Below are 19,278 nucleotides of genomic sequence, written 5' to 3'. Positions count from 1 at the left end.
TCAAACGGCTTCGGGCAGCCGGACGGGCACGGCGCGATAATCCTGGTCCCTCGGCAGGTCCAGCCGCCGGTCGCTGGCGACATAGAGCCGCTCCATGGTCCCGGCCGGGCCGGGCGTGCCCACCTTCTCGCCGCGGGCATTATGGATGCCGAGCCGGGTGCCGGCATAGCGGCGATGCGGCACCTCCAGCACATGCAGGAAGCCCCGCCCGGCCAGCATCCGTTCCAGCTCCGCCCTGGCGAGAAAGCCCTCGGCGCCGAAGGAGACCACCAGGGTGCGGGCGCGCAGGCTGCCGACCAGGCGGGCGAAGGCGGGGCCGATGCCGGCGCGGCTGTTGAAGGCGCTGCGATGGCTGCGGCAGTCCAGCCGCTTCCGGGCCCGGCCATAGACCTCCGGCCGGTCCCAGCGCACCAGCGTCTCCCACAGATGGTAGTTCGAGAGATAGGCATGCTGGTCATAGGGCGGGTCGAGATAGGCGACGTCGCAATCGATGGACCCCGCCAGCGCCAGCGCATCCTCCCCCAGCGCCAGGCAGGGGCCGGAGGCAGGCCGCGGCAGCAGTTCCGGCAGGCGCAGCGCCAGCGGCTTCAGCGCCCGCGGCGCCAGCTCCCGCATGAAGGCCATCTGGTGGCCGGCGCAGCTATCCACCCGGTCCGCCGCCTGGACCAGGGCGGTCAGCAGCACGGCGCGCAGCTCTGGCTCCGGGTCCAGCCGCTCCACCGCCTCCCGCATCGCCTCCAGCCGGGCGGCATTCACGGGGTGCAGGTAGCGGGCGGTCTCGGCATAGGTGGCGGTGAACCAGCCGGGGGCGGGCGGCAGGTGCGACAGCTCCGCCAGCAGCTTCTCGGCCCGCGCCGCCCAGTCCTCCGCATCCGCCTGCACCAGGCCGCAGGCCAGCGTGCGGGCGAATTCCAGCTCGTCATTCGCCAGCACCCGCCAGCCGGCCGCCTTCAGCGCATGGGCGACGCGGGCGGAGCCGGAAAACAGATCCGCCACCACGGCCCGATCCCCAGCCGCGGCGCCCACCCCCCGCAGGATCTGCGGCAACAAGCCGCGCTTCGACCCCAAGTATTTGATCATGCTGCCGCGGTTGGGCGAGCAGGAAAGCCCTCCCCCCCGGTCATGGGGGGTTGGACGCATGCGTCCAACGATGGGTGCGGGTGACCAGCATGAAGATGAACGCGCGCGATGCCCGCAGCCCCCCTCACCCCACCCTCTCCCCCCGTCAGGGGAAGAGGGCTTAACTGGGCCTCAGATATGCAAGGCCCGCCCAGCCACGGCCAGGGCGGCTTCCTTCACCGCCTCGTTCAGCGAGGGATGGGCATGGCTGGTGCGCGCCACATCCTCGGCGCTCGCGCCGAATTCCATGGCCACCGCGATCTCGGCGATCAGCGTGCCGGCATCGGCGCCCAGGATATGCGCGCCCAGGATCCGGTCCGTGGTCTTGTCCGCCAGGATCTTCACGAAGCCGTCCACATCGCCCATGGCGCGGGCCCGGCCATTCGCCGTGAAGGGGAACTTGCCGACGCTATAGGCGGCGCCGCGTTCCTTCAGCTGCTCCTCGGTCTCGCCGATGCTGGCCACTTCCGGCCAAGTGTAGACCACGCCCGGAATGGCATTGTAGTTCACATGGCCATGCTGGCCGGCCAGGATCTCGGCGGCCGCCACGCCCTCCTCCTCCGCCTTGTGCGCCAGCATGGCGCCGGCGATGGCGTCGCCGATGGCGTAGATGCCCGGGACATTGGTGGCGAAATGCGCGTCGGTGACGACGCGGCCGCGCGCATCCGTCGCGACGCCGATCTCGGCCAGGCCGAGGCCCGCGGTATAGGCGCGGCGGCCGATCGCCAGCAGCACGACATCGGCCTTCACCGTCTCCGCCGCCCCGCCGGCCGCGGGCTCGATGGTCAGGGTCACGCCGTCCTTGTCCTTCTTCGCGGCGGTGACCTTGGACTTCAGCTTGAACTTGATGCCCTGCTTGGCCAGCACACGCTCGAACTGCTTGCCCAGCTCGGCATCCATGGTCGGTACCAGGCGGTCGAGGAATTCCACCACCGTCACCTCGGCGCCGAGGCGGCGCCAGACGCTGCCGAGCTCCAGCCCGATGACGCCGCCGCCGATCACCGCCAGGTGACCCGGCACCTTCTCCAGCTCCAGCGCGCCGGTGGAGGTGACGATCTGCTTCTCATCCACCTCGACGCCGGCCAGCGGCATGCTCTCGCTGCCCGTGGCGATGACGATGTTCTTCGCCGCATAGATGGTCTCGCCCACCTTCACCTGGCCGGGGGCGGGGATGGAGGCCTCACCCTTCAGCCAGGTGACCTTGTTCTTCTTGAACAGGAATTCCACGCCCTTGACGTTGGCGGAGACGACCTCGCCCTTGCGCGCCTGCATGCGCGCCAGGTCGATCTTCACGCCTTCGACGATCACGCCATGGTCGGCCAGCTTGTGCTTGGTCTCCTCGAAATGCTCGGAGGAATGCAGCAGCGCCTTGGAGGGGATGCAGCCGACATTCAGGCAGGTGCCGCCCAGCGTCGCCCGCTTCTCGACGCAGGCGACCTTCATGCCGAGCTGCGCCGCGCGGATCGCGCAGACATAGCCGCCGGGGCCGGCGCCGATGACGATGAGGTCGAAGCTCTCGGACATGTAGAAGGATCCTGCGAATGCTGGCCGGACCATAGCCCGCGCCGCGCGGGGTGCAAGTTCGGCGAAGCCCGCAAGCGCGATCAAGCGGCGCCGGGGCAGGATGGTCGCACAGAGGAAACCCGCATGGCCGCAAAGCTTCTCACCCGGCAGGATTACGGACGCCGCATCGCCCGCGCCATCGCGCTGATCGCCGCCGACCCGGCGCGGCCGCCGAGCCTGGAGGCGATGGCCGAGGCCGCCGCCTTCAGCCCCTTCCACTTCCACCGCATCTACCGCGAGATCACCGGCGAGACCCCGGCCGAGACTTTGGCGCGGGAGCGGCTTTCGCGCGCCGCCGCAATGCTGGTGCGGGAGGGCATGGCCGTGGCGGCGGTGGCGAAGCGCTGCGGCTATGGCTCCGCCGCCGCCTTCACCCGCGCCTTCCGCGCTGGCTATGGTGTCGCGCCAGGGGCCTATCGTGATTCCGGCGGCATCGGGCAGCGCCTGCCCCAACCCCGGCTGGAGAACAGCGACATGTTCGAGATCGCCATCCGCGACGAGCCGCCGCTGCGCCTGGCCAGCGTGGCGCATCGCGGCGCCTATCAGGGCATCGGCACGGCCTTCGACCGGCTGAAGGCCTGGGCCCGGGCGCGCGGGCTTGAAACGCCCGGGACCCGCTGGATCGCGCTGTACCACGACGACCCCAGCAGCGTGGCGGAGCGTGACCTGCGTGCCGAGGCCGGCATCACGGTGCCGGAGGGGGTCGAGGCCTCGGAAGGCGTCACACTCCACACCCTGCCACCTACGCGGATGGCCGTGCTGGTCTTCCGCGGTCCCTATGCGGAGCTGGAGCGGGCCTATCGCTGGCTGTACCGGGACTGGCTGCCGGGCAGCGGCGAGGAGCCGGCGGACCAGCCGGCGCGAGAGGAATATCTGAACGACTGCCGCAGCCTGCCGCCCGCCGAATGGCAGACCGCCGTGATGCTGCCGCTGCGGCCGTCCCCTGGAGGAGCGGCGCCATGATGCGCCGCGGCCTGATCGCCGCCGCGCTGGCGACACCGGCCCTGGCCGCGCAGCCCTGGCCCCAAGCGGCGCCGGGCGAGGCAGGCTTCGCGCCGGACCTGGCCGAGCGGCTGGACTACGGCATCCGCTCCGGCCTGCTGCGCGGGCTGCATGGCGTGCTGCTGGCGCGCGAGGGCCGCATCCTGCTGGAGCGCTACGACGAGGGCCCGGACGAGGCATGGGGCCGGCCGCTCGGACAGGTCGCGATGGGGCCGGAGGTGCTGCACGACCTGCGTTCCGTCACGAAAAGCGTGGTCGGCCTGCTCTATGGCATCGCGCTGGGGCGCGGCCAGGTGCCGCCGCCAGAGGCGCCGCTTTACGCCCAGTTCCCCGCATACCCCGACCTGGCCGCCGATCCGGCCCGCGCCGGGCTGCGGGTGGAGCACGCGCTGTCCATGACCCTGGGGCTGCGCTGGGACGAAAGCGGGTCCTACCTCGAGGCTGCCAATAGCGAGATCGCGATGGAGGCGGCGCCGGACCGGCTGCGCTACGTGCTGGAACAGCCGGTGGTGGCGCCGCCGGGCGCGCGCTGGATCTACAGCGGCGGCGCCACCACGCTGCTCGGCGGGCTGATCACGCGCGGCAGCGGCCGGTCCCTGCCCGATTATGCGCGGGAGGTGCTGTTCGAACCCCTCGGCATCACCCGCTTCACCTGGCAGGGCCGCGCACCGGGCGAGGAATCGGCCGCCTCCGGCCTGCGGCTCACGCTGCGCGACCTGGCACGGATCGGGGAGCTGGTGCGGCTGGGCGGGGTGGCCGAGGGCCGCCAGGTCGTACCGGCCGCGTGGATCGCGGCGATGACCCGCCCGGCCATCCCGACCGGCGACGGGCTGCGCTACGGCTGGCACTGGTATCTGGGGCGGGAGGCCCTGGGCGGCGAACCGCGCCCCTGGTTCGGCGCCTTCGGCAATGGCGGGCAGCGGCTCTGGGTGCTGCCGGCGGCCGGGCTGACGCTGGCCATCTTCGCCGGACGCTACAACGCGCCGGATGCCTGGGCGGCTCCGACGCGGGTGTGGCGGGAGATCGTGCTGGCCCAGCTGCGGGACGGCGGGGTGCCGCCGCCCGCGCGCTGAGCGCGCCTCAGCTGGCCTGGCCCAGCGTCCGCAGCAGCTGGATCACCTCCCGCTGCGCGGCGCCGCGGTTGTTCATGGCGATCTGGGCGCGGGCGGCGGCGATGTCGCGCACCGGGACCACCTCGCCCCGCTCGCCCTCGGCGCGGGCATTCAGCAGCAGGGTCTCGGCCTGTTCCAGCTTGTTGCGCGCCAGCTCCATGCGGTTGGCGGCCAGCGCCTGGTCGGCCTGGGTCAGCAGCCCATGCAGCTGGGCGGGCACCGGTTCCGCCGGCGTGCTGGCCGGCGCGGCCATCGGGGCCGGGGTCACGGCGGCGGCGCGGGACGCGGCGTGCCGGGCGGGATGGGTATAGACGATGTCCGGCTGGCCGTTCGGCTCCTCCCCCACCACGGTGGGGATGCCGGCGCTGAGATTGCCATGCGCCCGGCCCTCATAGGTGAAGCGGTCGTGGTCGCCATCGCGGCCGGCATCCACGGCGACGCCGTTGGAGACCGCCGGGCTATGCGGCATGGCGGCCACCGCGGCCTCGGTCGTCGGGTCGTGGTCGGCCCGCGCCGGGGCCATGGCGCCGGCGGCGGCCATCCAGCCGGCCACCAGGGCCAGGGCGGCGGCGGAGGTGCGGAAGGTGGTGCGGTTGCTCATCTGGGTGGTTCCTTCTGGGCTTGGGGGCCGGCCTCTCCGGCATCCCCGACGCCCGGAAACCTGGGCCCGCGACCATGGAGGGTCCTGCTGCGCGACCGTGAAACATCTGTCAGAGTCGCCGCCCCCATGGAGACCCCGCCCGCATGCGCATCCTGGTGATCGAGGATGACCGCGCCACCGCCGACTACATCGCCAAGGGGCTGCGCGAGGCCGGCCATGTGGTGGAGCTGGCGCTGAACGGGAAGGACGGGCTGTTCCTGGCCCTCAGCGAGTCCTTCGACGCCATCGTCACCGACCGCATGCTGCCCGGCCCCGATGGCCTGACGATTCTGCGGGCGCTGCGTGCGGCGAAGAACGCGACGCCCGTGCTGATGCTGACCGCGCTGGCGGAGGTGGAGGCCCGCGTCGAGGGGCTGGACGCCGGCGCCGACGACTACCTGGCCAAACCCTTCGTGTTCAGCGAGCTGCGCGCGCGGTTGGATGCGCTGGCCCGGCGCCAGGGTCCGGCCAGCACGGAGCCCACCACGCTGCGCGTCGCGGATCTGGAGATGGACCTGCTGCAGCGCCGGGTGCGCCGCGGTGGCCGCCCTGTGGAGCTGCTGCCGACGGAATGGCGGCTGCTGGAATACATGATGCGCCACGAGGGCCGCGTGCTGACGCGGACCATGCTGCTGGAGCATGTCTGGGACTTCGCCTTCGACCCCACCACCAATGTGGTGGACGTGCATGTCAGCCGCCTGCGCCGCAAGATCGAGGCCGGCGCCGATACCCCGCTGCTGCACACCATCCGCGCCGCGGGCTATCTGCTCGGGAAGCGCGATTGAAGCCGCGCAGCCTGGCGCTGCGCATCGCCGGCGCGGTCGCCGGCCTGGTGCTGCTGGCCTCCCTCCTCGGCTTCGGCCTGGCCTATCTCGGCGCGGTGCGGATGCTGGAGGGGCAGCTCGACGCGGAACTCGTGGAACAGGGCGAGACGCTGGCCGAGGAGGCGCGGCTCTTCGGCGCGGCGGGGCTGCGCGCGGCGGTGGAGGCGCAGTCGCTGCGCGCCGGGCCGGACGGTTTCGCGCTGCGCCTTCTCCAGCCCGACGCCGAGCCGATCTTTGCCGGCCGCCCCTTCGTGGCGCCGGAGGGGCTGCGCGGCCTGGCGGAGCTGCCGCAGGCGGGGGGTGGCGCGCTGCGGGGTCTGGGGCTGGAACTGGCCGGCGGCAGCACGCTGGTGGTGGCGGCCGACCTCGCCAATCTGCAGGCGGCGGCGCGCGGCCTGGCCGGCTGGCTGCTGCTCGGCGGCACGCTGACGGCGGCAGCGGTGATCCTGGCCGGGCTGCTGCTGGCGCGCGGCGTGGAGCGGCGGCTCGCCCGGCTCTCCACTGCGGCGCAGGCGGTGATGCAGGGCGACCTGGCGCAGCGTCTGCCGCTGACCGGCGGCGGCGACGAGCTGGACCGGCTGGCGGCGACCATGAACGCCATGCTGGCGCGGATCGAGGCGCTGATGGCGGCGCTGCGCCAGGTGAGCAGCGACGTGGCGCACGACCTGCGCAGCCCGCTCTCCCGCCTTCGGATGCGGCTGGAAGGGCGGCTGGCGGCACCGCGCGACGGGGTGGAGGATGCGGCGGCGCTGGAAGACGCGCTGGCGGAGCTGGATACGGTGCTGGCCACCTTCGCCGCCCTGCTGCGCATCGCCCAGGCCGAGGGCGGCGGCCCCCGCGCCGCTTTTCGCCCGCTCGACCTTTCCACCCTCGTCGCCGGCCTCGCCGAGACCTATGGCGCCGTCGTGGAGGAAGCGGGGGGCCGGCTGGAGGCGGATGTGGCGCCTTCGCAGAACCTGTCCGGCGATGCGGCGCTGCTGCGGCAGATGCTGGCCAATCTGATCGAGAATGCGCTGACCCATGGCCGCCCCGGCGGCACCATCCGCCTTACGCTGCGGCCCGGCTGGCTGGAGGTGGCGGATGACGGGCCGGGCGTGCCGGCGGCCGAGCGCGGCCGCGTGCTGGACCGCTTCTATCGCCTGGACCGCAGCCGCCGGACCCCCGGCACGGGCCTTGGCCTGGCGCTGGTCGCCGCGGTGGCGCGGCTGCATGGGGGCGAGGTGGTGCTGGCCGATGCGCGGCCGGGCGCGGTGCCGCCGGGCCTCGCCGTGCGGGTCACCCTGCCCCGCTGACCTTCACACGGCAAAAATGCGGATCAGCACCGTGTCGGGGCGCCTTTCACCAAGGCCGACGAAGAGGCTGCGGGTGAGCCAGGCATGCGCCGGCGACGGCGTCTCGAAGACCGGGGCGGTGCGGAAATAGACGCGCTCCGGCGGCACCGGACGGCCGCGCAGCAGGCGGGCCATATCCTCCGGCGAGGCATGGCGCAGGCCGCGATTGGTGACCTGCACCAGCGCGCCATCCGTCAGGCGCAGCGTGTAGCGCGCCTCGATCTCCGCCACCCGGTCGGGGCGGATCAGTTGGAAATCGGCGCCGCCGGCCAGCACCTCCCCCTCCAGCCGCGGGCCGGTCACGGTGCCGCCGAGGATCGGCACGATACGCCGCTCCCCCAGCGGCCCGGCGCCGAGCGAAAGCGGCGGGCCCACCGCCACCTCCACCAGCCCGACGAATTCGGAAGCCAGCGCCACGCTTTCCATTGCCCGTCCACCCTCGCTCTTGCTTATTATACAGCATAACAATCAAGGGAGTCCCGTCCATGCGCTCATCGCACCCCGTCCGCCGTGCCCTGCTGGCCGGCGCCGCGCTGCTGCCCTTCGCCCCCCGGATGGCGCGCGCCGCCCTGCCGGACCGGCCGATCCGCCTGGTGCTGGGCTTCCCGCCCGGCAGCGGGCCGGATGTGGTGGGGCGCCTGCTGGCCGAGGCCCTGCGCGAGACCTGGCCCGCGGGCGTGGTGGTGGACAACAAGCCGGGTGCCGCCGGCGCCATCGCGGCGCAGGAGGTGGCGCGGGCGGCGCCGGATGGCACGACGCTGCTCTTCGGCGAGGTCGGCCAGCTCGCCATGGCGCCCAGCACCTATGCCCGCCTGCCCTATGACCCGGCCCGCGACTTCGCGGCGGTGGCGGAGGTCGCGGCGATCGACTTCGCCTTCGTCGTACCGGCCAGCCTGCCGGTGGCGGACCTCGACAGCTACGTCACCTGGGGCAAGACGCGGCCGCAGGTCTTCATGGGCACTTTCGGCGCCGGCACGCCCGGCCATTTCGGCGCGGCGATGCTGGCCGCCGAGGCCGGGCTGCGGGCGGAGGCGGTGCATTTCCGCGCCACCGGCGATGCGATGACCGCGATCCTCGGCGGCGATGTGCAGGGCATGTTCGGCACCATCGCCCTGGTGGCGCCGCAGGTGCAGGCCGGGCGGCTGAAGGCCCTGGCCGTCACCGGCCCGGCACGGGCGCCGCTGCTGCCGCAGGTGCCGACCATGGCGGAGCTGGGCCGGCCGGCGCTCGGCTTCCATGCCTGGTTCGGCCTGGTGGCCCCGGCGGCGACGCCGGCGGCCGTGCTGGCCTCGCTGGAGGAAGGGGTGCTGCGGGTGCTGGCCGCGCCGCCGCTGCGCGCCCGCCTGGCGGAAACCGGCTTCCGGCCCGCCGGCAATGGCCGGGTGGATTTCGCGCGGATGATGCAGGCCGAAACCACGCGATGGGCGGAGGTGGTGCGCGCCACCGGCTTCCGCGCGATCGAGTAGAGGCGTTGTCCTGGCGCATTTTCCGAGTCGCCTTGCGAAGCCGCAAGGCTTGAAAATGCTTCAGGCCAGCAGCGCCCCCGCCAGCAGGCCGAGGCCGAAGACGCCGGCGGCCATGGAGGTCAGGCCCCACCAGCGTTCAGGCGTAAAACCGCCGGCGAAGGCGAAGGCGGCACCGAGCAGATAGGCGCCGGCGCCGAGCGCCACGTCGATCCGGGCCATGACCACCAGGGGGCCGATGGTCGCGAGCAGCCCCGCCAGGGTGCCGAGACCGCGCCAGATCCGGTCCGTGCGGGGGTCTGGGCGCAAGGCGGGCTCGCCGCGGGCGCGGTATTCGAGGGCGGCGCAGAGGGCGAGGAAGCCGAAGGCGAGGATCAGCATGGGGGAGCCTCGGCGAGTTCAGGCGGGCCGCCGCCCCCACCCAACCCTCCCCCGTGAGCACGGGGGAGGGCTTTCTTCTCCCTCCCCTGCGGAGCAGGGGGGTTGCGGCACTGCCGCAACGCCGAAGGCTGGTCGGGGGTGGGGGCTAGGCGGCCGTCACAGGTCCAGCATCAGCCGGCGCGGATCCTCGATGCTTTCCTTCACGCGCACCAGGAAGCTCACCGCCTCCTTCCCGTCGACGATGCGGTGGTCGTAGCTCAGCGCGATGTACATCATCGGCCGGATCTCGACCTTGCCGCCGACGGCCATCGGGCGTTCCTGGATCTTGTGCATGCCCAGGATGCCGGACTGCGGCGGGTTCAGGATCGGCGTCGACATCAGGCTGCCGTAGATGCCGCCATTGGTGATGGTGAAGCTGCCGCCGGTCAGCTCGTCCAGCTTCAGCGCGCCGTCACGCGCCTTCTTGCCATAGGCGCCGATGGTCTTCTCGATCTCCGCGAAGCCCATCTGGTCCGCATTGCGCACCACCGGCACCACGAGGCCCGAGGGGCCGCCGACGGCGATGCCCATGTGGACGGCGTGCTTGTAGACGATCTCGTCGCCGTCGATCTCGGCGTTCACCGCCGGGAATTCCTTCAGCGCCGCGACGCAGGCCTTCACGAAGAAGGACATGAAGCCGAGCTTCACGCCGTGCTTCTTCTCGAAGACATCCTTGTATTCGGCCCGCAGCGCCATGGCCGCGCCCATGTCCACCTCGTTGAAGGTGGTCAGCATGGCCGCCGTGTTCTGGGCTTCCTTCAGGCGGCGCGCGATGGTCTGGCGCAGGCGGGTCATCTTCACCCGCTCCTCGCCGGATTCCAGGGCGCGGGGCGCCTTGGGGGCGGCGGCCGGCGCGGGCGCGGCGGCGGGCTTGGCCAGGAAGGCCAGCACATCGCCCTTGGTCACCCGCCCATCCTTGCCGGAGCCGGCGCCGACCTGCTCCGCCGTGATGCCGGCATCGGCCATGGCCTTGTTGGCGGCCGGGCCGTGGGAGGCACCTTCCGCCGGGCGCGCCACCGGGCCGGGGGCCGGGGTCGGCGCCTCGGCCTTGGGCTGCGCCGGGGCGGCGGGGGCCGGTGCCGGCTTGCTCGGCGTGGCGGCGGCGGCACCGGCCGCGATCACGCCCAGCACGGCGCCCGGGCCGACCTCGGCGCCTTCCTGGGCGGCGATGCTTTCGATCACGCCGGCGACGGCGGCATTGACCTCGACCGTGACCTTGTCGGTCTCCAGCTCCACCAACGGCTCATCCAGCGCCACGGCTTCCCCGGCCTTCTTGAGCCACCGCGCGATGGTCGCGGAGGAGACGCTTTCCCCGAGGGGGGGCACCACGATATCGGTCATCTGTCCTGCCTTCTGCCTGGGGGGACGCTCACGAAAGGCCGAGCGCCTCGCGCACCAGGGTTTCCTGCTGCTGCTGGTGAACCTTGGCGAGGCCGGTGGCCGGGCTCGCCGCCTCGATGCGGCCGACATAGCTCGGGCGCTTCGCCTTGATCTCGATGCTGTTCAGCACGCCCTCGATCTTGCGGTCGATATAGGTCCAGGCGCCCATGTTCTCGGGCTCCTCCTGGCACCAGACCACATCCGCGTTGCGATAGGGCGAAAGCAGCTTGGCGAGCGTCGTCTTGGCGAAGGGATAGAGCTGCTCGACGCGGAGAATCGCCACGTCCTTCACGCCCTTCTCCCGCCGCTCCGCCAGCAGGTCGTAATAGACCTTGCCGGTGCAGAGCACGACGCGCTTGATCTGGTCCGGCGCCACCAGGGTGTCGATCTCGGGGATGATGTACTGGAAGCTGCTGCCCGGCCCGAAATCGGCGAGCGGGGAGACCGCCAGCTTGTGCCGCAGCAGCGACTTCGGTGTCATCAGCACCAGCGGCTTGCGGTAGTTCGCCTTCAGCTGGCGGCGCAGCGCGTGGAAGTAGTTGGCCGGCGTGGTCAGGTTGCCGACCCGCATGTTGCGCTCGGCGCAGAGCTGCAGGTAGCGCTCCAGCCGCGCGGAGGAATGCTCCGGCCCCTGGCCCTCATAGCCATGCGGCAGCAGCATCACCAGGCCGGACATGCGCAGCCACTTGGTCTCGGCACTCGCGATGAACTGGTCGATGATGACCTGCGCGCCATTCGCGAAGTCGCCGAACTGCGCTTCCCACAGCACCAGGGTGCGCGGGTCCGCCAGGGTATAGCCGTATTCGAAGCCGAGCACGCCCATCTCGGAGAGCAGGCTGTTGAAGGCCTCGAACTTCGGCTGGCCGGCGCGGATATTGTTCAGCGGGACGTATTCGGCCTGGGTCTTCTGGTCCACCAGGTGGACATGGCGCTGGCTGAAGGTGCCGCGCTGCACATCCTCGCCGGACAGGCGCACGCGATGGCCTTCCAGCAGCAGGGTGCCGAAGGCCAGCGCCTCGCCGGTCGCCCAGTCGATGCCCTCGCCGGTCTCGATGGCGGTTTTCTTCGCCTCCAGCTGGCGCAGGATCTTCGGGTTCGCGCCGAAATCGGAGGGGACGCGGGCCAGCGCCGCGCCCACCTCGCGCAGCTCGTCCAGGCCGACCGCGGTCTCGTGCAGCCGCTCGACATCCTCGCCCACCGTCACGGCCTTCAGGCCGGACCAATGGCCTTCCAGCCAATCCGCCTTGTTCGGCTTGAAGCTGGCCGCCGCCTGGAAGGCTTCCTCCAGCTGGGCGTTGAAGGCATCCAGCACCGCCTTGGATTCCTCGGCCGGCACGCTGCCCTCGCGGGCCAGCTTCTCGGCATAGAGGGTGCGGGTGGTCTTCATCTCGCGGATGCGGCCGTACATGATCGGCTGCGTGAAGGCCGGCTCGTCCGTCTCGTTATGGCCGTGGCGGCGATAGCAGACGATGTCGAGCACGAAGTCCGCGCCGAACTGCATGCGGAACTCGGCCGCCATGCGGGCGCAGAAGACCACCGCCTCCGCATCGTCGCCGTTCACATGCAGGATCGGCACCTGGATGCTCTTCGCCACGTCGGTGCAGTACAGGCCCGAATAGGCATGCGCCGGGACGGTGGTGAAGCCGATCTGGTTGTTGGTGACGATATGGATGGTGCCGCCGGTGCGGTAGCCGATGAGCTGGCTCATCGCCAGCGTCTCATAGACCAGGCCCTGGCCGGCGAAGGCGGCGTCGCCATGCAGCAGGATGCCCATGACCGACTTTCTCGACTTGGTGTCGCCGGCCATGTCCTGCCGCGCGCGCACCTTGCCGACCACAACGGGATCGACCGCTTCGAGGTGGGAGGGGTTCGGCTGCAGGGAGAGGTGCACCATGCGCCCGGCCACCTCGATATCGGTCGAGGTGCCCAGGTGGTACTTCACGTCGCCGGAGCCCTGCACATCCTCGGGCGTCGCGGCATTGCCCTTGAACTCGGAGAAGACCGCCGAGAAGGGCTTCTTCACCACATTCACCAGCACGTTCAGCCGGCCGCGATGGGCCATGCCGATCGAGATCTCGTTCACGCCCTGGCCGGCGGCGACCTCGATGACGGACTGGATGGCGGGGATGGTGCTCTCACCGCCCTCCAGGCCGAAGCGCTTGGTGGTGGCGTATTTCTTGGCGCAGAAGGCCTCGAAACCCTCGGCCTCGGTCAGCTGCTGCAGGATCTGGCGCTTGGCGCCGGTATCGAAGGCCTTGACCCAGGGCGCACCCTCGATCCGCCGCTGGATCCAAGATTTCTGCTCGGGATCCTGGATGTGCATGAACTCGGTGCCGATCGAGCCGCAATAGCTGGCGCGGCAGATCGCCAGGATCTCCCGCAGCGTCGCGTATTCGCGGCCGAGCACCATGTCGAGGAAGATCGGCCGGTCCATGTCGGATTCGGCAAAACCGTAGGTCTTGGGGTCCAGCTCCGGATGCGGCTTCGGCACCTGAAGGCCGAGCGGATCGAGCTGCGCTTCCAGATGGCCGCGCACGCGGTAGCTGCGGATCAGCATCAGGGCGCGGATGGAATCCAGCACCGCGCGCTGGGCGGCCGCCTTGTCCACGGTATTCGCCGCGGCGGCCGGGGCGGCCTTGTCGCCCTTGCCCTTGGGGGCGGCGGGCGGGGCCTCGGGATCCGGGCCGAAGGCGCCGCGGATGCGGGGCGCCCAGCTGGCGCCCGTGGCATCCGTCAGCACCGCGCGGGCCTCGTCGTTCAGCGCCCCGAAGAGCTCGGCGAAGGAGGGATCGACGCTGTCCGGCTTCTCCGCCCAGCGGGCATAGAGGTCGGCGAGGTAGGCGGCATTCGCGCCCGACATCGCACTCGCGAGGACATCCACTCCGGCCATTTCCGTCTCCGTTGCGCACGCCGCGGTTCTGGCGGCGCGCCGCAGCTATAGATAGGTCACCGGGGTCGCCCACGTCAGGCCCCCAGCCAGGAGCCTGACGCGACCCTGGTGACCGTTACGTTACTTCCTGAGCGCCTTCACCATGGTGGACCCCAGGGCGGAGGGGCTGTCGGCGACATGGATGCCGGCCTTGGCCATCGCTTCCATCTTCGCCGCCGCCGTGTCGTTGCCGCCCGAGATCACCGCGCCGGCATGGCCCATGCGGCGGCCCGGAGGGGCCGTGGCGCCGGCGATGAAGCCGACCACCGGCTTGTTCGGCTTGCCCGGTCCGAAATTGTGCTCGGCGAGATACTCGGCGCCGATCACCTCGGACTGGCCGCCGATCTCGCCGATCATGATGATGGACTGGGTCTCGTCATCGGCCAGGAACAGCTTCAGGACATCGATGAAGTCCATGCCCTTCACCGGGTCGCCGCCGATGCCGACGCAGGTGGACTGGCCGAGGCCGGCCGCCGTGGTCTGCGCGACGGCCTCATAGGTCAGGGTGCCGGAGCGGCTGACGATGCCGACCGAACCGCGGCGGTGGATATGGCCCGGCATGATGCCGATCTTGCAGGCATCCGGCGTGATCACGCCCGGGCAGTTCGGCCCGACCAGGATGGACTTGGAGCCGGCGAGCGCGCGCTTCACCTTCACCATGTCGAGCACCGGAATGCCCTCCGTGATGCAGATGATCAGCGGCATCTCGGCGTCGATGGCTTCCAGGATGGCATCGGCCGCGAAGGGGGCGGGCACGTAGATCACGGTCGCATTCGCGCCCGTCGCGTCCCGGCATTCCACCACGGTGTTGAACACCGGCAGGTTCAGCTCCGGGTGCATGGTGCCGCCCTTGCCCGGCGTGGTGCCGCCGACATAGGTGCTGCCATAGGCAATGCCCTGGGAGGCATGGAAGGTGCCCTGGGCCCCCGTGAAACCCTGGGTCATGACGCGGGTCTTGGCGTCGATCAGAACGGCCATTTTCGTCAGTTCCCCTTCACCGCGGCGACAACCTTCTGGGCCGCATCGGCCAGGTTGTCGGCGGGGATGATAGCCAGGCCGGATTCAGCCAAAATCTTCTTGCCGAGGTCGACGTTCGTACCTTCGAGCCGCACCACCAGCGGGACGCTGAGGGAGAGGTTCTTGGAGGCTTCCACGATGCCGGTCGCGATCATGTCGCACTTGGCGATGCCGCCGAAGATATTGACCAGGATCGCCTTGACGTTGGCGTCGGAGGTGATGATCCGGAACGCCTCCGTCACGCGTGCCGCATTCGCAGTGCCGCCGACGTCGAGGAAGTTGGCGGGGGAGGAACCGTAGAGCTTGATGATGTCCATGGTCGCCATGGCCAGGCCCGCGCCATTCACCATGCAGCCGATCTCGCCGTCGAGCGCCACGTAGTTCAGGTCGTTCTTGACCGCGTCGAGTTCCTTCGGGTCCATCTCGCTGTCATCGCGCAGGGCCTCGAGGTCCTTGTGGCGGAACAGCGCGCTCTCGTCGAAGGACACCTTGGCGTCCAGCGCCACGATGTCGCCCTTGCCGGTGACGACCAGCGGGTTGATCTCGACGATGGCGCAGTCGAGCTCCAGGAACGCGCCGTAGAGCGCCAGCACGAACTTCGTGAAGGCGGCGACCTGCTTGCCTTCCAGGCCCAGGCCGAAGGCCAGCTTGCGGGCATGGAAGCCGGAAATCCCCGAGGCCGGGTCGATGGCAACTTTCAAAATCTTCTCGGGGTGGTTGTGCGCCACCTCCTCGATCTCCATGCCCCCTTCGGTCGAGGCCATGATGGTCACGCGGCTGGTCTCGCGGTCGACCAGCAGGCCGAGATACAGCTCCCGCTTGATGTCGCAGCCGTCTTCCACGAAGACGCGGGAGACCAGCTTGCCCTGCTCGCCGGTCTGCTTGGTGACCAGGACCTTGCCGATCATCGCCTCGGCCGCCTCGCGCACCGCCTCGATCGACTTGACGACGCGGACGCCGCCCTTGCCGTTCGGGTCATTGGCGAAGCGGCCGGCGCCGCGGCCGCCGGCATGGATCTGCGACTTCACGACATAGACGGGGCCGGGCAGCTTCTTCGCCGCTTCCACAGCCTCATCCGCCGTCCAGGCCACATGGCCCTCGAGCACCGCCACGCCGTAGCGGCGCAGCAATTCCTTGGCCTGGTATTCGTGGATGTTCATCCGATGTCTCCGGCAAGCAGGGCGCCAAGAAAGCCGGGGGCCTGCATGCCCCCGGCGGGCGGTATCAGACGCCGAGCGCCTTGAAGTCCGCGATCAGCTTCTTCACCGCGTCGCAGGACTTGTCGAAGGCGGCCTTCTCCTCGGCCGTGAACTGCACTTCCATGATCTTCTCGACGCCGCCGGCGCCGATCACCACGGGCACGCCCACATAGAAGTCGTTCTGGCCGTATTCGCCGTTCAGCAGCACGGCGCAGGGCAGCACGCGCTTCTTGTCCAGCAGGTAGCTCTCCGCCATGGCGATGGCCGAGGCCGCCGGCGCATAGAAGGCCGAGCCCTTCTCCAGCAGTTTTACGATTTCACCACCGCCGTTCGCCGTGCGGGCGACGATGGCGTCGATCTTCTCCTGCGTGGTCCAGCCCATCTTGATCAGGTCGGGCACGGGGACGCCGGCGACAGTCGAATAGCGCGTCAGCGGCACCATGGTATCGCCATGGCCGCCGAGGACGAAGGCGGTCACGTCCTCAACGCTGACACCGAACTCCTGGGCCAGGAACAGCCGAAAACGGCTGGAATCCAGCACGCCGGCCATGCCCACCACCTTCTCCGCCGGCAGGCCGGAGCGCTGCTGCAGCACCCAGACCATGACATCGAGCGGGTTGGTGATGCAGATGACGAAGGCGTTCGGGGCATACTGCTTGATGCCCTCGGCCACCTGGCCGATGACGCCGGCATTCTTCGTCAGCAGGTCGTCGCGGCTCATGCCCGGCATGCGCGGGAAGCCTGCCGTGACGATGACGACATCGGCGCCCTCGATGGCGCTGTAGTCGCCCGTGCCGGACATGGCACTATCAAAACCGTCCACGGGGCCGGACTGCATGATGTCCAGCGCCTTGCCGGCGGCCACCCCCGGGAAGACGTCGAACATGACGACGTCGCCCAGCTCCTTCAGGCCGATCAGATGGGCGAGCGTGCCGCCGATGTTGCCGGCGCCAATGAGCGCGATCTTCTTGCGGGCCATGCAGCGGTCCTTGCCTGGGTGGAGTTCGCAGGGATTTTCGGGCCGCGCCCCGAAGGTCGCGCCCTGCGGGGCTTCCTACTCCCGCCCCGCAAGCCGGGCAAGGCGTTGGCTAACGCAGCCTAAGCTGGCAGGGGCCGACCCAGGTCCGCCGAAGGGTCAGGCGTACTGCCGCTGCGCCTCCCGCAGATGGCCCGAGGGCAGTGCCTCCAGCCCCGGATCGGCCGGCAGCTCCACCCCGAAATGCCGCTGCAGCACATCGGCGATGACCTCGTAGCAGGATCCGATGCGCACCACCTCCATGCTGCGGAAGTCGATCATGGTGGAGCTGCGGCGGTAGCGGTGGAATTTCTGCAGGCCGTAATCGACGATCACCTCCGCCACCGCCCGGATTTCCGGCTGCACATCGGTGGCGCGGAAGCGGGTGCCGGTGCCGGTCAGGTTGGCGGAGCTGCCGAACAGCGGCTGGCCCGCGGCGGTCGCCTGGCGGGTCACCTCGGCCAGGAAATTCCCGGCATTCAGCAGCATGGCCAGCGTGCCGCCATCCGTGCTGGCGGCCAGCGCCTCCTCCCCCAGCGCGCGCAGCAGCGGGTGCTGGTCCCGGAAGCCGGCCACCACGGCCATCGGCAGGTCGTAGTCCTGCACCAGGCAGCGCACCATGTCCCGGCCCCGGGCGTCCAGCAGGTGCAGCTCGTCATGCAGGTCGAGATTGCCCAGCATGGCATTGCGCTTGTGGGCGCCGCGGCCCTTGGCCTGGAAGAAGCGCATCAGCGCCGCCTGGCAGCCGCCGATGCCAGCATAGCCGACATCCATCGGGATCAGCGCCACCCCGCCCGCCCGCACCGCCTGCACCACCCGGGCGGCATCGCCGGGGATATCGAGTCGCGTCGCCATCAGTCGAGCCTCAGATTCATGGAAGGAAGGATCGCGGCCCAGCGGTCGTGCTCGGCGCGCAGCATGGCCAGCGCCTCATCCGGCCCGTTGGGGGTGATCTCGAAGCCGGTGCGGGTCAGCTGCTCGCGCAGCGCGGGGTCCGCCAGGCTTTCGCGATTGGCCGCCTCCAGCGCCGCCACGATCTCCCGCGGCGTATTGGCGGGGGCGAAGACCAGGAAGCGCAGCGCATTCACCGCGCCGGGCAGGCCTTCCTCCGCCGTGGTCGGCACATCCGGCGCGGCGGCGGATCGACGGGCGGAGAGCAATGCATAGGGCCGCAGCGTGCCGGCGGCGAAATGCTGGGTGACGGAGCCCAGGCTGAAGACGCCGAGATGGACATGCCCGGCCAGCACATCGTTCATCGCCGGCCCGCCGCCCCGGTATTCGGCCTGCACCAGCCTGATGCCCGCCTCCCGCGCCAGCAGCTCGAAGCCCATGTGGTGGGGCGAGCCGATGGAGGGATTGGCAAAGGTGTATTTCTCGGGATTGGCGCGGCAGAGCGCGACGAATTCCCGCAGCGTGCGCGCCGGCACATTGGGGTTCGCCGCCACCACCAGCGGCGTCTCCGCCAGATAGCCGATCGGGGCGAAGTCCCGGAACAGCTGATAGGGCATGCGGCTGTAGAGATAGGGAAAATAGGCGATGTTGTCGGCGTTCATCACCAGGGTGTAGCCATCCGGCGCGGCGCGGGCGGCGGCCTCCATGCCGATATTGGTGGCGGCGCCGCCGCGGTTTTCCACCACCAGCGGCTGGCCCAGCTTCTGGCGCATGCGCTCCACCCAGGGGCGGGCCAGGGTGTCCGTGCCGCCGCCGGGCGGATAGGGGATGATCAGCCGGATCGGGCGTGCGGGCCAGGCCTGGGCACGGGCCGGACGTGCGCCGAGGGTGGTGCCGCATAGGGGGGCCGCCAGCGCCCCCATCGCCGCCAGCAGATGGCGTCTTTGCATCTTGGTGTTCCTCCGCAGCGCAGTCTGGTGCGGGGAAGCGCGGCGGGGCAAGGCATTCGTCCGGACAATTCGCAACCGGACAAACAAAAAGGGCGCCGGAAGGCGCCCCCTGACCGATGCCCGCGGCTAGGGGCAGTTCAGAGCGGCATGCAGCGGACGATGTCGTCATGGCCGCGGGCCAGGATGGCGAAGGTGCCGACCGGGCAGTCCCGCTGCGCCATGGTCACGGCGGGCAGGCCGGACTGCCAGCCGGCAATGCTGCTGCGGCTGGAAATGGTGGCCGCCGCCGCGCCGCGCACCACGACGCCGCGGCGCTGCGTGCGCACATCGCCCCGCCGCACCAGCACCTGGCGGGCGGCAGCGGCATTGCGCGGCGCGCTGCGGGCGGCGCTGCGGCTGCTGGCGGCCGGGCGCGCTGCGGTG

The 19,278-nt window shown here is 70.7% G+C and carries 16 protein-coding genes and 2 pseudogenes; 5 read left to right on the top strand and 13 right to left on the bottom strand.

What is annotated here, in order from left to right; genetic code table 11:
* Together ACTIF1_RS21125 and lpdA are read right to left on the bottom strand one after the other, a co-directional pair.
* Nucleotides 1–1,080 carry a DNA adenine methylase gene (locus ACTIF1_RS21125; RefSeq protein ID WP_439598441.1) on the bottom strand — a complete coding sequence of 360 codons (1,080 nt, stop codon included), beginning with the start codon at nucleotides 1,078–1,080 and terminating at the stop codon, nucleotides 1–3.
* Nucleotides 1,081–1,251: 171 nt separating this feature from the next.
* Nucleotides 1,252–2,676 (bottom strand): dihydrolipoyl dehydrogenase, encoded by a 1,425-nt coding sequence (lpdA, locus tag ACTIF1_RS21120; protein ID WP_439598440.1) that lies wholly within the window; start codon nucleotides 2,674–2,676, stop codon nucleotides 1,252–1,254.
* 90 nt (nucleotides 2,677–2,766) lie between these two features.
* Between lpdA and ACTIF1_RS21115 the strand changes: the two genes are divergently transcribed.
* Both ACTIF1_RS21115 and ACTIF1_RS21110 read left to right on the top strand, forming a co-directional pair.
* The gene (locus ACTIF1_RS21115; RefSeq protein WP_439598439.1) at nucleotides 2,767–3,645 is read left to right on the top strand and encodes an AraC family transcriptional regulator; all 879 of its coding nucleotides are present in this window, start codon (nucleotides 2,767–2,769) and stop codon (nucleotides 3,643–3,645) included.
* On the top strand, nucleotides 3,642–4,757 hold the full coding sequence (locus ACTIF1_RS21110) for a serine hydrolase domain-containing protein (protein WP_439598438.1): 1,116 nt from the start codon (nucleotides 3,642–3,644) through the stop codon (nucleotides 4,755–4,757). The genes ACTIF1_RS21115 and ACTIF1_RS21110 overlap by 4 nt, the downstream gene beginning before the upstream one ends.
* Nucleotides 4,758–4,764: 7 nt before the next feature.
* On the opposite strand, the gene ACTIF1_RS21105 is transcribed toward ACTIF1_RS21110, so the two are convergent.
* The gene (locus tag ACTIF1_RS21105) at nucleotides 4,765–5,397 is read right to left on the bottom strand and encodes a hypothetical protein (protein ID WP_439598437.1); all 633 of its coding nucleotides are present in this window, start codon (nucleotides 5,395–5,397) and stop codon (nucleotides 4,765–4,767) included.
* A gap of 143 nt (nucleotides 5,398–5,540) precedes the next feature.
* On the opposite strand from ACTIF1_RS21105, the gene ACTIF1_RS21100 reads away from it, so the two are divergent.
* Both ACTIF1_RS21100 and ACTIF1_RS21095 read left to right on the top strand, forming a co-directional pair.
* Complete coding sequence (locus ACTIF1_RS21100; RefSeq protein WP_439598436.1) at nucleotides 5,541–6,221, top strand: response regulator transcription factor; 681 nt, start codon at nucleotides 5,541–5,543, stop codon at nucleotides 6,219–6,221.
* Nucleotides 6,218–7,552 carry an ATP-binding protein gene (locus ACTIF1_RS21095; protein WP_439598435.1) on the top strand — a complete coding sequence of 445 codons (1,335 nt, stop codon included), beginning with the start codon at nucleotides 6,218–6,220 and terminating at the stop codon, nucleotides 7,550–7,552. The genes ACTIF1_RS21100 and ACTIF1_RS21095 overlap by 4 nt, the downstream gene beginning before the upstream one ends.
* Nucleotides 7,553–7,555: 3 nt before the next feature.
* On the opposite strand, the gene ACTIF1_RS21090 is transcribed toward ACTIF1_RS21095, so the two are convergent.
* Entirely contained in the window at nucleotides 7,556–8,017 is a 462-nt protein-coding gene (locus ACTIF1_RS21090) for a DUF3237 domain-containing protein (protein WP_439598434.1), read from the bottom strand.
* A gap of 59 nt (nucleotides 8,018–8,076) precedes the next feature.
* Here ACTIF1_RS21090 and ACTIF1_RS21085 point away from each other — a divergent pair, with 59 nt between their 5' ends.
* Nucleotides 8,077–9,057 (top strand): Bug family tripartite tricarboxylate transporter substrate binding protein, encoded by a 981-nt coding sequence (locus ACTIF1_RS21085; protein ID WP_439598433.1) that lies wholly within the window; start codon nucleotides 8,077–8,079, stop codon nucleotides 9,055–9,057.
* Nucleotides 9,058–9,117: 60 nt separating this feature from the next.
* On the opposite strand, the gene ACTIF1_RS21080 is transcribed toward ACTIF1_RS21085, so the two are convergent.
* The 9 genes and pseudogenes from ACTIF1_RS21080 to ACTIF1_RS21040 form a co-directional block, all read right to left on the bottom strand.
* Nucleotides 9,118–9,435, bottom strand: coding sequence for a hypothetical protein (locus tag ACTIF1_RS21080; RefSeq protein ID WP_439598432.1), 318 nt, complete (start codon nucleotides 9,433–9,435; stop codon nucleotides 9,118–9,120).
* Between the two features lie 156 nt (nucleotides 9,436–9,591).
* Entirely contained in the window at nucleotides 9,592–10,815 is a 1,224-nt protein-coding gene (gene odhB / locus ACTIF1_RS21075; RefSeq protein WP_439598431.1) for a 2-oxoglutarate dehydrogenase complex dihydrolipoyllysine-residue succinyltransferase, read from the bottom strand.
* A gap of 28 nt (nucleotides 10,816–10,843) precedes the next feature.
* Nucleotides 10,844–13,744, bottom strand: coding sequence for a 2-oxoglutarate dehydrogenase E1 component (locus ACTIF1_RS21070; RefSeq protein WP_439598430.1), 2,901 nt, complete (start codon nucleotides 13,742–13,744; stop codon nucleotides 10,844–10,846).
* Nucleotides 13,745–13,864: 120 nt separating this feature from the next.
* Nucleotides 13,865–14,761, bottom strand: a complete 897-nt coding sequence (gene sucD / locus ACTIF1_RS21065) for a succinate--CoA ligase subunit alpha (protein ID WP_439598429.1) — start codon at nucleotides 14,759–14,761, stop codon at nucleotides 13,865–13,867.
* A gap of 5 nt (nucleotides 14,762–14,766) precedes the next feature.
* A pseudogene (gene sucC / locus ACTIF1_RS21060) lies at nucleotides 14,767–15,963 on the bottom strand (ADP-forming succinate--CoA ligase subunit beta); the annotation flags it as partial.
* Between the two features lie 61 nt (nucleotides 15,964–16,024).
* The gene (mdh, locus tag ACTIF1_RS21055) at nucleotides 16,025–16,978 is read right to left on the bottom strand and encodes a malate dehydrogenase (RefSeq protein WP_216833906.1); all 954 of its coding nucleotides are present in this window, start codon (nucleotides 16,976–16,978) and stop codon (nucleotides 16,025–16,027) included.
* Between the two features lie 156 nt (nucleotides 16,979–17,134).
* Nucleotides 17,135–17,869, bottom strand: coding sequence for a hypothetical protein (locus tag ACTIF1_RS21050; RefSeq protein ID WP_439598428.1), 735 nt, complete (start codon nucleotides 17,867–17,869; stop codon nucleotides 17,135–17,137).
* The gene (locus tag ACTIF1_RS21045) at nucleotides 17,869–18,855 is read right to left on the bottom strand and encodes a Bug family tripartite tricarboxylate transporter substrate binding protein (protein WP_439598427.1); all 987 of its coding nucleotides are present in this window, start codon (nucleotides 18,853–18,855) and stop codon (nucleotides 17,869–17,871) included. The genes ACTIF1_RS21050 and ACTIF1_RS21045 overlap by 1 nt, the downstream gene beginning before the upstream one ends.
* A 137-nt stretch (nucleotides 18,856–18,992) precedes the next feature.
* Nucleotides 18,993–19,278: pseudogene (locus ACTIF1_RS21040) on the bottom strand (hypothetical protein); the annotation flags it as partial.

It is taken from the genome of Falsiroseomonas sp., assembly GCF_051860665.1.
Lineage (GTDB): Bacteria > Pseudomonadota > Alphaproteobacteria > Acetobacterales > Acetobacteraceae > Falsiroseomonas.
This window is presented reverse-complemented; position numbering and strand designations above follow the sequence as displayed.